At 74.0% G+C, this 12,091-nt stretch carries 10 protein-coding genes; 5 read left to right on the top strand and 5 right to left on the bottom strand.

Translation table 11 applies throughout. The features are described 5' to 3' along the window. Positions 1-26: 26 nt before the first annotated feature. The gene (locus ACIQOU_RS25510; protein ID WP_401539310.1) at positions 27-2,864 is read right to left on the bottom strand and encodes an FAD/NAD(P)-binding protein; all 2,838 of its coding nucleotides are present in this window, start codon (positions 2,862-2,864) and stop codon (positions 27-29) included. A gap of 157 nt (positions 2,865-3,021) precedes the next feature. Here ACIQOU_RS25510 and ACIQOU_RS25505 point away from each other — a divergent pair, with 157 nt between their 5' ends. Beyond that, complete coding sequence (locus ACIQOU_RS25505; protein ID WP_401539309.1) at positions 3,022-3,483, top strand: RrF2 family transcriptional regulator; 462 nt, start codon at positions 3,022-3,024, stop codon at positions 3,481-3,483. Between the two features lie 131 nt (positions 3,484-3,614). Here ACIQOU_RS25505 and ACIQOU_RS25500 read toward each other — a convergent pair whose 3' ends face one another. Together ACIQOU_RS25500 and map are read right to left on the bottom strand one after the other, a co-directional pair. After that, positions 3,615-4,262, bottom strand: a complete 648-nt coding sequence (locus ACIQOU_RS25500; RefSeq protein ID WP_401539307.1) for a heme oxygenase (biliverdin-producing) — start codon at positions 4,260-4,262, stop codon at positions 3,615-3,617. A gap of 126 nt (positions 4,263-4,388) precedes the next feature. Continuing rightward, positions 4,389-5,246, bottom strand: a complete 858-nt coding sequence (gene map, locus ACIQOU_RS25495) for a type I methionyl aminopeptidase (protein ID WP_401539306.1) — start codon at positions 5,244-5,246, stop codon at positions 4,389-4,391. 58 nt (positions 5,247-5,304) lie between these two features. On the opposite strand from map, the gene ACIQOU_RS25490 reads away from it, so the two are divergent. Continuing rightward, positions 5,305-5,535: a hypothetical protein gene (locus tag ACIQOU_RS25490; RefSeq protein ID WP_401539304.1), complete on the top strand. Its 231-nt coding sequence runs from the start codon at positions 5,305-5,307 to the stop codon at positions 5,533-5,535. Positions 5,536-5,799: 264 nt separating this feature from the next. Here the strand turns inward: ACIQOU_RS25490 and ACIQOU_RS25485 are convergent, their stop codons facing one another. Further along, complete coding sequence (locus tag ACIQOU_RS25485) at positions 5,800-6,423, bottom strand: hypothetical protein (protein WP_401539302.1); 624 nt, start codon at positions 6,421-6,423, stop codon at positions 5,800-5,802. A gap of 136 nt (positions 6,424-6,559) precedes the next feature. Here ACIQOU_RS25485 and npdG point away from each other — a divergent pair, with 136 nt between their 5' ends. Next, entirely contained in the window at positions 6,560-7,285 is a 726-nt protein-coding gene (npdG, locus tag ACIQOU_RS25480) for an NADPH-dependent F420 reductase (protein ID WP_401539300.1), read from the top strand. 56 nt (positions 7,286-7,341) lie between these two features. Next, a complete protein-coding gene (locus ACIQOU_RS25475) occupies positions 7,342-7,524 on the top strand; it encodes a hypothetical protein (RefSeq protein WP_401539299.1) in 183 nt (60 codons plus the stop codon). Here the strand turns inward: ACIQOU_RS25475 and ACIQOU_RS25470 are convergent. Beyond that, on the bottom strand, positions 7,514-8,314 hold the full coding sequence (locus ACIQOU_RS25470) for a site-2 protease family protein (protein WP_401539297.1): 801 nt from the start codon (positions 8,312-8,314) through the stop codon (positions 7,514-7,516). The two genes, ACIQOU_RS25475 and ACIQOU_RS25470, sit on opposite strands and share 11 nt — an antisense overlap. 491 nt (positions 8,315-8,805) lie before the next feature. Between ACIQOU_RS25470 and ACIQOU_RS25465 the strand changes: the two genes are divergently transcribed. After that, entirely contained in the window at positions 8,806-12,084 is a 3,279-nt protein-coding gene (locus tag ACIQOU_RS25465) for a BTAD domain-containing putative transcriptional regulator (protein WP_401539295.1), read from the top strand. Positions 12,085-12,091: the final 7 nt, after the last annotated feature.

Here is a 12,091-nt window from a genome sequence, read left to right as displayed (position 1 = left end):
GCGGGGCCGGAGGGACCCCACCGTGGCTATCCCGCCGCCCCCTGCCCCGAAGCCACCGGCACGCCCGAGCCCACCGGCACGCCCGAAGCCACCGGCACGCCCGAGCCCACCGGTACCGGGTGGTCCTCGGCCGGTGTCATGACGGAACGCCCGGTTCCGCTCACCGTGCAGTCCAGTCGGTGTCGGTCCAGAGGGGACGGGCGCCGGTCCAGCCGTTCCGTCAGCAGCCGCCCCGCCGCCGCCCCGCGCCCGGCCCGCACCAGCGCGTACAGCAGGGTCTCCTCGACCACCTCCCGCTGGGCCGCGCTGCCACCCACCCGGGGCAGCCCCGGCAGCACCGCGCGCAACTCCGCCGCCGCCGGCACCCACTGCTCCTCGACGACCAGCGTCAGCGCCCCGCACAGCGGCGCGACCACCTCACGGAACACCGCGTCGCCATGGCCCGCCGCGTACTGCCGCAGCCGCCCCAGCGCCGAGAGGTCCCCGGCGGCGGCCAGCGCCACCGCTCCGTGCAGCCCGCCGAACGGCGTCACCGGGCGTTCCACCGCCGCCGTCGTCACCGCCGCGAGGACGCCGTCGATCGGGACCGGGCCCGGCCAGCACTCCGCCAGCCACGCCCGCCACAGCAGCGACGCCGAGTCGACCAGCGCCCGGGTGCCGCGCACCCGCGACGGCGCCAACTGGGCCGTCCAGCGCCGCTGTACCGCCGTCGCGTCGTGCAACGCCAGTTCGTGCAGGGCCGCGTGCCAGGAGAAGTGGGCGCGGTGCAGGGTGCCCTTGCCCTGCCGGGCGATCCAGCCGTCCAGCCAGCGCCGGCCCTCGCCGTGCGCGCCGGTCTCGTAGTGGACGTGGGCCAGGGCGTGGGCCGCGTTGCCCGCCGTCGGTTCGTCGGCGAGGGAGCGCAGCGCGAGTTCCCCGGCCGTGTGGAAGTCGCCCTGTTCCTGCCGGACGAAGGCGAGCAGCGAGGTGTGGAACCAGTGCCCCTCGTGGGCGTCGGTGGTCCGCTCGACCAGCGCCGTCGCCTCCTGGCGCAGATCCGTGACGCCGGAGAACGCGATGGTCGGCACGGCCGCGCTCAGCGCGAGGATGTCACGCGGATGGTCGTCGAGGTGCCGCAGCAGCGCCGCGTCCCCGTCCCCTGCGGGCCCGGTGATCCGGCGGCCGATCACCTCGACCAGCGCCCGTTCCCGTTCGTCGCCGCGCTCGCGCACCGCTTGCCTGGCCCGCGCCAGCGCGTCCGGCACGGAGACGTCCGCGCCGCCCTCGTGGCCGAGCAGCGCCAGCGCCGCGTGCGCCAGCGCGAACCCGGGGTCGAGGTCGGCGGCCCGCTTAAACGCCCGGTCGGCGCCCGCGCGGACCTTCATCAGCGCGTCGAGCCCGCGCCGGTAGGAGGCCGCCGCCTCCGCGGAGGCGCTCACCGGCAGCCCCGCCCGGTCGCACGGGCGCCGCCGCCCGACCCGCCCGCGCCCGCGCCCGGCCCGGTCCAGGACCGCCCCGGCGACCACGGACGCCTGCTCCCGGATCTCCGGCAGTGCCGTGCTCTCCCACAACTCGCCCCGCCGGTGCGTGCCCAGCGTCCACAGCAGGTCTGACGCGGCGCCGTCCGTGCCGCGCAGCCTGCCGTCCGACGCCGTCGACCAGCCCAGGCCCAGCGGGTTCGGGTCGGCGAGACCGGCCCGGTGCAGGGCGCCGAAGAACGGGTCGTCGCCGCCGGGGCCGGTGCAGTTCACGACCCACCTCACGCTCAGGCGGCCGCCGTCGGCGAGGGTGACGTCGAGGAGACCGTCGTTCTCCCGGACGGCGACCGGGCGCCCGGCGCGCACCCGCAGCCGCCCCGACCGGCGCAGCCGGGCCACCGCCTCGGCGCTCTGCGGGGGCATCCGGTGCCGGTGGGTGTTCCACCAGGACACGTCCCTGACCAGGAACTCCTTGCGTTCGGCGGCCGACAGGCCCTGCCACATCGGCGCGGTCAGCGACCGCAGCCCGTCAAGTCCCGGGCGCCAGTCACCGTGCGTGCGGGCCGTGGTCCGCAGATGCGCGAGGACCGCCCGGCGCAGCTCCGGCAGGCCGAGTCCGTTCGGCGGCACGGCGGGTGCGACCGGCGGCAGCGCCCGGACGGCGTGCGTCTGGGGGAGCCGCCCGCTCGGCGAGACGGCGTGCACGCGGCGCCCGGCGCGTTCCAGGACGAGGGCCGCGTCGACCGCCGTCAGACCGGTCCCCACCAGCAGGACGTCACCGTCCCCGGCCCGCGCGCCGTCCAGCGCGCCCGGCAGCCAGGGGTCCGCCACGAACCGCGCCGACTCCCGCAGCGCGTCCGGCGTCCAGCCGGTGCCGGGGCGCCCGGGGCCGGTGGCGACGACCACGCTGTCGGCCCGCAGCACCGAGCCGTCCGACAGGGTCAGCAACGCCGTCTCGCCCGACCGGCGGCACCCGGTCGCCGTCGCCCGCACCCGGCGCACGGTGACCACGCCCCGGGCGCGTTCGACCTGCCGGGCGTGGGTGTCGGCGAGGTAGGCGCCGAACCAGCCCCGAGGCACGAACTCCCCCGCACCGGCCGGCGCGGGGGAGTGCTGGGCCGTCCAGCGCACAAAGCCGGACGGGTCGTCGGGGTCACAACTCATCTTGCCCGCAGGGACGTTCAGCAGATGCCGGGGGTCCTGGGTGGCGAAGGGGGTGAGGGCGCCGGGGGTGGGCGCCGGGTCGATCAGCACGACCGTCAGCGCGGTGCGGGAGCGGACGGCGCCCTCGCACAGCCGGACGGAGACCAGGGTTCCGGCGGCGCCCGCTCCGACGATCGCCACCGTGTGCGGGGCGTGGGCCGGGAGTTGCGGCGTACATCGGCCGCTGAGCTGTGAGCTTCGCATGCCATCCTCCGCGAAATCGCTTTTAAGTTAATCGATTTGCTGAAGTATTGAAGCGGGGCCAGGGGGTACGGGGCAACCCCTACTCCCCTGTGAGTAGGGGTTGCCCCGTGGTGACGGGGCGGGGGCAACGCCGTTCCGATGTGGGAGAGTTCTGGCCATGCGGATTACGGCGAAGGCGGACTACGCGCTGCGTGCCATGGCGGAACTCGCTCGCGTCGAGGGCGCCACCGTGTCGGCGGAACAGCTCTCGGAGGCCCAGGACATCCCCGTCCGGTTCCTGCTGCTGATCCTGCGCGAACTGCGCCACCACCGGCTCGTCGTCAGCGTCCGGGGCCGCGACGGCGGCTACGAACTCGCCCGCCCCGCAGCCGAGATCACCCTCGCCGACGTCCTGCGCGCCGTCGAGGGCCCGTTGGTCAGCGTGCGCGATCTGCCGCTGACGGGGCTGAGTTACCCCGGCGCGGCCGAGGTGCTGCCCGATGTGTGGCGGGCGGTGCGCACCAGCCTGCGCCGGGTCCTCGAACACGTCACCCTCGCCGACCTCGCCGCCGGAGACCTGCCGCCCGCCGTCCGCGCCCACGCCCAGGAGTACCGCGAGGACTCCCGCCACAAGCCCTGACGGAACGACCACCCGGCCGAAGAGGGCGTCCAACGGCGGTGCGGGCGGCCGGAGTTGCTCCGGCGGGCGCAGCAAGACGCGGGGGTGCGGGGCCGGTTGAGCGCCCCGCACCCCCGCGTGCGCGTCGCCTCTCAGGCGGAGAGCCTGAACTCCTCGCCCAGGGCCGCGAAGACCCCGGTGTTCAAGGAGAACGCGCGCTTGCACTCCGCGACGATGCGCTGCTTCTCCAGATCGTCCGCGAGGACGCCGTCCAGCAGTTCCCGGTAGCCGCGCTTGAAGGCCGCCGGGTTGTCGATGCCCTCGAACACGTAGAACCGGACCCCGTCGCCCTTCTTGGCGAACCCCCAGGTCTTCTCGGCCTTGTCCCGGATGATCTGGCCGCCGGAGAGGTCACCGAGGTAGCGCGTGTAGTGGTGCGCTATGTATCCGGCGGGCCACTGCTCGGCGCACTCCCGCACCCGCTCCGCGTACGCCCGCGTGGCAGGCAGCGCGGACACCGCGTCCTGCCATCCGGCGCCCCGCAGATGCGCGAGGTCCCGCTCCAGCGCCCCGCGCCTGAACAGCTCGGGCCGGATGGACGGGCCTGCCACCGGATCGGACGCCAGCCGCTCGGCCCCGGCCTCCAGCGCCTCGTACACGAACCACAGTTGCTCGGTGTAGCGCGCGTACGCGTCGACGCCGAGCCGGCCGCCGAGCAGATCGCTCATGAACGTCGAGGTCTCCGCCTCCACGTGCTGCTGGTGGGACGCGGTACGGATGACTGTCGAGAAGGACTCCATGAACCGCATCCTCTAAGGTAAGCCTTACCTAAGTCAAGGCTTTTGCCGACGTCCTGTCGGTAAAAGCGTACAAGAAAAGACCCGCCTCCATCAGGGGGCGGGTCCTGGACGCCGCGACCGGGGGGCTCAGGGGAGGGTCAGGATCTCCACGCCGGAGTCCGTGACGACGAGCGTGTGCTCGAACTGGGCCGTGCGCAGCCGGTCCTTCGTGACGACCGTCCAGCCGTCGTCCCACCAGTCGTAGTCGATCGTCCCCAGCGTCAGCATCGGTTCGATGGTGAACGTCATCCCCGGCTGCATGACCGTCGTCGCGTGCGGGCTGTCGTAGTGCGGGACGATCAGCCCGGAGTGGAACGAGGAGTTGATCCCGTGCCCGGTGAAGTCCCGGACCACGCCGTACCCGAACCGCCTGGCGTAGGACTCGATGACCCGCCCGATGACGTTGATCTGACGTCCCGGCCGGACTGCCTTGATGGCACGGTCGAGGCACTCCCGGGTCCGCTCCACGAGCAGCCGGCTCTCCTCGTCGACATCGCCGACCAGGTACGTCGCGTTGTTGTCGCCGTGCACGCCGCCGATGTACGCGGTGACGTCGAGGTTGATGATGTCGCCGTCGCGCAACACCGTCGAGTCGGGGATGCCGTGGCAGATCACCTCGTTGAGGGAGGTGCACAGCGACTTGGGGAAGCCCCGGTAGCCGAGCGTCGAGGGGTAGGCGCCGTGGTCGCACATGTACTCGTGCGCCACCTTGTCCAACGCGTCCGTGGTGACACCCGGCGCGATCGCCCTGGCCGCCTCGGCCATCGCCCGCGCGGCGATCCGCCCGGCGACCCGCATCGCCTCGACCGTCTCCGGGGTCTGCACCTCCGGCCCGGTGTACGGGGTCGGCGCGGGCTTGCCGACGTACTCGGGGCGACGGATGTTTCCGGGCACGGAACGGGTGGGAGAGAGCTCCCCTGGTACGAGCAGCGACTGGCCAGACATGCCAGCGAGTCTAACCAGCGCGCTCGGGGGAACATGTGGGTGGCGAGAGGAGCAGGTCATGGCGTTGTTCAAGAAGCGGACCGTCGGCAAACCGGGGGAGTGGTTCTACTGCCTCAAACACCAGAAGGTCGAGGAGGGTCCCGAGTGCCCGGCCATGGACCGGTTCGGCCCGTACGCCACCCCGGAGGAGGCGCGGCACGCGATGGCGACCGCCCAGGAACGCAACCTGGAATGGGAGACCGACCCCAAGTGGCACGACGCCCAAAAGGATGAGAACGGCAACGACTGACCCCGCCCCACCCTGACCGCCCCAAGACCGGATCAGCTCGAATCGGGCCAGGTCAGGGCCAGGGTCAGGGCCAGGGCCAGGGGCGAGTCAGCCGGCACCACCATCCGCCCGTGCCGATCCGCCCGTGCCGATCGGCCCGTGCCGTCCAGCCGCTGGTCAGGCTCACCACCAGCGACCCGGCCGGCGCCGGGCCCGACCGAGCGACCCGGCACGAGGCCGCCGGGACAGCCGTTGGCCCGCCAACTCGCCCAGAACGCGGCGCCGTTACCAGCGTGCCGGGGGTGGGGACGTCAGCTGGTCGGCGAGGCGGGAGAGGCGGTCCCGGACCCCACGTCGGCCGCGCGGCGCGGGCAACGGATGCTCACCGGCCGCCGCGCTCACCAGGTGCTGCACGGTGTCCAGGTCGAGTTCGCCGCCGTCGGGCACGGCCAGCGCCTCGTGGGCCATCGCGGCGAGGTCGCCGTCGCCGGGGTCGCCCGGGGCCTCGCCGGGGCCCAGCGTCAGCACCGTCGCCCCGGCCCGCCGGGCATCGTGCACCCGCTCCAGCAGGGGCGCCCCCGGCCCGCCCGCCGACACCACGAGGAGCGTCTCCCCGCGCCGCGCCGCCGCCAGCCGCCCGAGCCCCACGGCCAGATGAGCGGGGTCACCCGAGCGCGCCCCGTGCCGTACCAGCGTCGGCGCCAGTTGCGGCGTTCCGGACCAGGCGGCCTCGTCGACCAGGTGCGCCGCCAGATGCCATGGCTCGTACGCGGGCGTGCCCACCAGCAGCAGCCCGCCCCCGTGCGACACCACCGACCCCCGCAGCGCCCCCGCGAACCTCCGGGTGGCCCCCAACCACTCGGTCCCGGCGAGCACTTCACGCAACAACGCGACCCGTACAGCGTCCATGTCCGCGCATCCTGCCCCAACCCACCCTCCCCGCACCGGCGTTCGCCCCCGATTCCCCCGTGCCGGTGACACCGTCGGCGCCCGCCGCCGCCCACCTGGACGGCGCACCCGGCGGACCCGGACGTAAAGTCGGCCCATGACCTCTACCGACAGTGCGCACACCCCCGCGAAGGCCCCGGCCAAGGCCCCCGCCAAGGACCCCTGGGACCTGCCCGACGTCTCCGGACTCGTCGTCGGCGTGCTCGGCGGGACCGGGCCGCAGGGCAAGGGCCTCGCCTACCGCCTCGCCCGGGCCGGACAGCAGGTGATCATCGGCTCCCGCGCCGCCGACCGCGCCCAGGCCGCCGCTGGGGAACTGGGCCACGGGATCGAGGGCGCCGACAACGCCGAGACCGCCCGGCGCAGCGACATCGTGATCGTCGCCGTGCCCTGGGACGGCCACGCCAAGACCCTCGAATCCCTGCGCGAGGAACTGGTCGGCAAGCTCGTCGTCGACTGCGTCAACCCGCTCGGTTTCGACAAGAAGGGCGCCTACGCCCTCAAGCCCGAGGAGGGCAGCGCCGCCGAACAGGCCGCCGCCCTGCTGCCCGAATCCCGGGTCGCCGCCGCCTTCCACCACCTGTCGGCCGTGCTGCTCCAGGACCCGGAGATCGAGGAGATCGACACCGACGTCATGGTCCTCGGCGAGGAGCGCGCCGACGTCGAGATCGTGCAGGCGCTGGCCGGACGGATCGCCGGCATGCGGGGCGTCTTCGCGGGCCGGCTGCGCAACGCCCACCAGGTGGAGTCGCTGGTCGCGAACCTGATCTCCGTCAACCGCCGCTACAAGGCGCACGCCGGGCTCCGCGTCACCGACGTGTGAGCGGATGGGGGACACTGGTGGGCGCCAGCAGTGTCCCCCGACAGGAGCCGAACGCCATGCCCCGCCTCGCCCTCTACGCCCTCGTCCTGTGCGTGCTCGCCGTGGCCGCCGCGGCCGTCTCGTTCGTCCGGGGCAGCTGGCCGATGGGCGTCGTGTGGGTCCTGCTCGGGGGCCTGACCAGCAACATGTGCTGGTACTACGTCAAGCGGGAGAAGCTCCGCGGGTCCGTCACGAACTGACCTGACAGAACTCGTTCGTCCCCTGCCAGAACCGGTACAACGACTGACCGCAGTAGCTGTCCAGCTCGTGAATCCCCAGGCCGTTCAGGATCGTGTCGACGAAGCCGAAGAACACCGTGTTCACCGACGGCACCCACAGCAGCGCGAACACGAACAGCAGCCCGAACGGCGCGAACGGCTCCACCTGCCGCTTCACCCCGTACGACAGCCACGGCTCCAGCACCCCGTAACCGTCCAGACCCGGAACCGGCAGGAAGTTCAGGATCGCCGCCGTGACCTGGAGCAGCGCGAGGAACGCCAGCGCGAACCGGAAGTCCGCCGGAACGCCGTCCAGCGCGTCCAGCCAGAACGGCGCCGTGCAGACGATCGCGAACAGGACGTTCGTGAGCGGGCCCGCCGCCGAGATCAGACTGTGCCGCCAGCGCCCCCTGATCCGGCCCCGCTCGATGAACACGGCACCGCCGGGCAGCCCGATCCCGCCCATGATCACGAACACCACCGGCAGCACGATGCTCAGCAGCGCGTGTGTGTACTTGAGCGGGTTCAGCGTGAGGTAGCCCTTCGAGCCGACCGAGATGTCACCGCTGTGCAGGGCGGTGCGCGCGTGCGCGTACTCGTGCAGACACAGGGAGACGATCCAGGCCGCCGTCACGAACAGGAACACCGCGAGCCCCGGCTGCTCGGCGAACCCGGTCCAGGTGGCCCAGCCGGTGACCGCCGTGACGGCCATGATGCCGACGAACACGGGACTGACCCGTCGATCGCTGGGGCGGGTGGTGGCGGTGGTCATGGGGCTCCCTGCTGCTCGTGCGCACGGTGGGATGCCCGACCGTACCGGGCACACGGGGAAAACGTCTCGCGACCACCGTCCAGTTCCTGGAGGCTGGGGGGGAACGGCAGCGCGGCCGGCCGGCGATGCGGGGTGGGGCGAGGTGGGGTGGGGCGAGGCGAGGTGGGCGATGTGGGGCTGCCGGGCCCGTCCGACCCGCAGTATCGGGGGTGGATCTGGGCCGGGGGCCCGTAGTACCCGTAGTGCTCGTCGGGCCTGCGCCGCGGGGCCCGTACGACCCGTAGTACTCGGCAGGCCTGTAGTACCCGTAGTACCTGGGAGGTCTGCGCCGGGGGCCCGTACGACCCGTAGTACCCGGCACGCCCGTAGTACCCGTAATACCCGCCGAGCCCCGAGCCCCTCCTCAGCCCGCCGAGCCCCGAGCCCCTCCTCAGCCCCCGACCCCCGTCCCCCCTGCCCCCCCGCCCCCGTTTCCCTCGGTACCGGAGAGAATGGACCCCGTGCGCTATCGCATCCTCGGCACGACTCAGGCACTCCGCCCCGACGGCACCCCCGTCCAGGTCGGCGGGGCACGGCTGCGCGCCCTGCTGACCGTGCTCGCGCTGCGGGCCGGACGCACCGTGCCGGTCGGGCTGCTGGTCGAGGAGGTGTGGGACGGCGACCCGCCCGCCGACGCCCCGGCCGCCGTACAGGCGCTGGTCGGACGGTTGCGCAGGGCCCTCGGCGCGGACGCCGTCGAGTCGGCGGCCGGCGGCTACCGGCTCGCGGCGGGCCCGGACGACGTCGACCTGCACCGTTTCGAGCGGCTGACCGGCGAGGGCGCGCACGCGCTGGCCGACGGCGACCCCGCCAAGGCGGCCGGCATCCTCGACGACGCCCTCGCCCTGTGGCGCGGCCCCGCCCTCGCCGACCTGCCCGACCGCACCGCCGAGGCCGCCCGCTGCGACACCCGGCACCTGGACGCCCTGCGCACCCGGCACACCGCCGCCCTCGCCCTGGGCCACGCCGAACAGGCGCTGCCCGAGCTGACCGCCCTGTGCGACACCCACCCGCTCGACGAACCGCTCCAGGCGCTGCGGCTACGGGCCCTGCGCGACGCGGGCCGCACCGCGCAGGCACTGGCCGCCTACGAGGACGTCCGCCGCCTCCTCGCCGACCGGCTCGGCTCCGACCCGGGGCCCGAACTGCGCGCGCTGCACGCGGAGTTGCTCAGCACGGAGGCGGCCCCGGTGGCCCGGCCGAGCGCACCGGCACCGGCGGCGGGCAATCTGCGGGCCCGGCTCACCTCGTTCGTCGGGCGGGAGTCCGACATCGAGGCGATCCGCGGCGACCTCACGACGGCCCGCCTGGTCACGCTCCTCGGCCCCGGCGGCGCGGGCAAGACCCGGCTGTCGCAGGAGGCCGCCGAGACCGTCCGGCACAGCGCCCGGGACGGCGTGTGGCTCGCGGAACTGGCCCCCGTCGACGACCCGGCCGCCGTGCCCGAGGCCGTGCTCACCGCCGTCGGCGCCCGCGAGACCGTGCTGTACGGCGCGGGCGCCGAGGCGCTGCGGGCCGGTGGCGAACGGCACGACGAACCCGTCGAGCGGCTCGCCGAACACTGCGCCCGGCGCCGCATGCTGCTCATCCTCGACAACTGCGAGCACGTCGTCGACGCCGCCGCCCGGCTCGTCGAGGAACTCCTCGAACGCTGCCCGGAGTTGACGATCCTCGCCACCAGCCGCGAACCCCTGGGCGTGCCGGGGGAGTTGCTGCGCCCGGTGGAGCCGCTGCCCGAGCCGGTCGCGCTGAAGCTGCTCGCCGAGCGGGGCGCCGCCGCCCGCCCCGACTTCCGCGTGGACGCCGACGCCGAGACCGCGCGGGCCTGCGCGGAGATCTGCCGCCGCCTCGACGGACTGCCCCTCGCCATCGAACTGGCCGCCGCCCGGCTGCGGATGCTCACCCCGCGCCAGATCGCCGACCGCCTGGACGACCGGTTCCGCCTCCTCACCTCCGGCAGCCGCACCGTGCTGCCCCGCCAGCAGACGCTGCGCGCGGTCGTCGACTGGTCCTGGGACCTGCTCGACGCCGGTGAACGGGACGTGCTCTGCGGTCTGTCGGTGTTCGCGGGCGGCTGCGACCTGCCCGCCGCCGAGGCCGTCTGCGGACCCGCCGCCCTGGAGGCGCTCGGCAGCCTCGTCGACAAGTCCCTTGTGGTGGCAGCCCCTTCGGACGACGGGGCGATGCGCTACCGGCTCCTGGAGACCGTCGCCGAGTACGCGGGCGAACGCCTCGACGAGGCCGGTCTGCGCGCCGGGGCGGAGCGCGCCCACCTGACGTACTACCGCGAACTGGCCCGCACCACCGACCCGTTGCTGCGCGGCCCCGGCCAACTCGGCGCCGTCCGGGTGCTGGAGCGGGAGTACGAGAACCTGCGCACGGCGCTGCGGTACGCGGTGGCCGGAGCCGCCGAGCAGGACGCCGTCTGTCTGGTGCTGTCGCTGGCCTGGTACTGGCACATGCGGGACCTGCGGATCGAGGCCCGCAACTGGTCCCGGGAGATCCAGGACCTGGGCCCCGACCCGTTCGCCGAGCCGGTCGCGCCGCCGCAGCCCCTCTGGGAGCGCTGCACGGACACCGCCCCGCCCTGGACCGGCGAGGTCCTCGCGGAGGCCAGACGCGGCCTGCATCTCGTCCATCTCGCCTGTATGGACACCGAGTTGGAGTCCTGGCAGAGCCCGGCGGCCGAGGCGAGGATGCGGGTGATCGCCGCCGCCTACGAGCCCGGCATGCCGCAGACCTGCCGCAGTCCGGGTTCGCTGTGGTTCTTCGCCGTCATGCTCACCCAGGATCTCGCCCGGCTGCGCGAGGTCAGCGACGCCACCGTCCGCACCTGCCGCGAAACCCCGGGATTCGAATGGGAGTTGGCGTCCTCCCTCCAGACCCGCGCCAACATCTTCGCCAACCGCGCCGAGTGGGCGAGCGACGCCACCCGGGACGCCGACGAGGCGCTGGAACTGTACCGGCGCCTCGGGGACCGCTGGGGCGTCGCCGAGGCGCTCTCGGCGCGCGGCGAGGCCCATGAGCGCAAGGGCGCGTGGGCGCGGGCCGCCACCGACTACGAGGCCGCCATGGAACACGCCGAAGCCCTGGGCGCGCGGGCCCAGTTGGCGATCCTGGAGACCCGGCTCGGCAACATGCTCCTGGAGACCGGACAGGCCGAGCGGGGCGAACGGCTGCTGCTCGACGTGCTCGGCCGCAAGGACGGTTCGGGCAACGAGGCGATGCCCGCCGCCCGCCTCGCGCTGGCCGCCTGGTTCGCGATGACCGACCGGGTCCCCGCCGGACGCGATCAACTGCGGCTGCTGCGCGAGCAGTTCAAGATCGCGCACTTCATGGTGTTCGACGCGTTCATCCTCGGCACCGAAGCCTGCCTGGACGTCGCGGACGAACGCTGGGAAGCGGCCCTGGACAAGTGCCGGAGCGCGCTGGGCATGACCGGCAACAGGCTCTCCGAGGTCATCTCCCCCCACCTGGGCTCCTACTGCCTGACCATCGCCGCCGCCCCGCTCTCCGTGGTCGACGGCGGCACCCGGGCCCGGGACGCGGCACGCTGCCTCGGCGCCGCCGACGCCCTGATGCCCTCCGGACACGCCCGCAACGGCCTGGAGCGCCGGGTGCGCGAGGAGACGGTGCGCCGGGTCCGCGCCGCCCTCGGGGAGTCCGCGTACACGGCCGCGTACGCCGAGGGCGGCGGCCTCTCCGCAGAGGACGCCGCCGCCCTGGTCTGAGCCGAAC

The sequence above is a fragment of the Streptomyces sp. NPDC091279 genome, assembly GCF_044757465.1.
In the GTDB taxonomy this organism is placed as follows: Bacteria; Actinomycetota; Actinomycetes; order Streptomycetales; family Streptomycetaceae; genus Streptomyces.
This window is presented reverse-complemented; position numbering and strand designations above follow the sequence as displayed.

Excerpts from the sequence above, each read along its gene's own strand:
- ACIQOU_RS25475 (WP_401539299.1), top strand. The coding sequence starts at position 7,342 with ATGCCCCGCCTCGCCCTCTACGCCCTCGTCCTGTGCGTGCTCGCCGTG.
- ACIQOU_RS25490 (WP_401539304.1), top strand. The coding sequence starts at position 5,305 with ATGGCGTTGTTCAAGAAGCGGACCGTCGGCAAACCGGGGGAGTGGTTC.
- map (WP_401539306.1), bottom strand. The coding sequence starts at position 5,246 with ATGTCTGGCCAGTCGCTGCTCGTACCAGGGGAGCTCTCTCCCACCCGT.
- ACIQOU_RS25510 (WP_401539310.1), bottom strand. The coding sequence starts at position 2,864 with ATGCGAAGCTCACAGCTCAGCGGCCGATGTACGCCGCAACTCCCGGCC.
- ACIQOU_RS25505 (WP_401539309.1), top strand. The coding sequence starts at position 3,022 with ATGCGGATTACGGCGAAGGCGGACTACGCGCTGCGTGCCATGGCGGAA.
- ACIQOU_RS25465 (WP_401539295.1), top strand. The coding sequence starts at position 8,806 with ATGGACCCCGTGCGCTATCGCATCCTCGGCACGACTCAGGCACTCCGC.
- npdG (WP_401539300.1), top strand. The coding sequence starts at position 6,560 with ATGACCTCTACCGACAGTGCGCACACCCCCGCGAAGGCCCCGGCCAAG.
- ACIQOU_RS25485 (WP_401539302.1), bottom strand. The coding sequence starts at position 6,423 with ATGGACGCTGTACGGGTCGCGTTGTTGCGTGAAGTGCTCGCCGGGACC.
- ACIQOU_RS25470 (WP_401539297.1), bottom strand. The coding sequence starts at position 8,314 with ATGACCACCGCCACCACCCGCCCCAGCGATCGACGGGTCAGTCCCGTG.
- ACIQOU_RS25500 (WP_401539307.1), bottom strand. The coding sequence starts at position 4,262 with ATGGAGTCCTTCTCGACAGTCATCCGTACCGCGTCCCACCAGCAGCAC.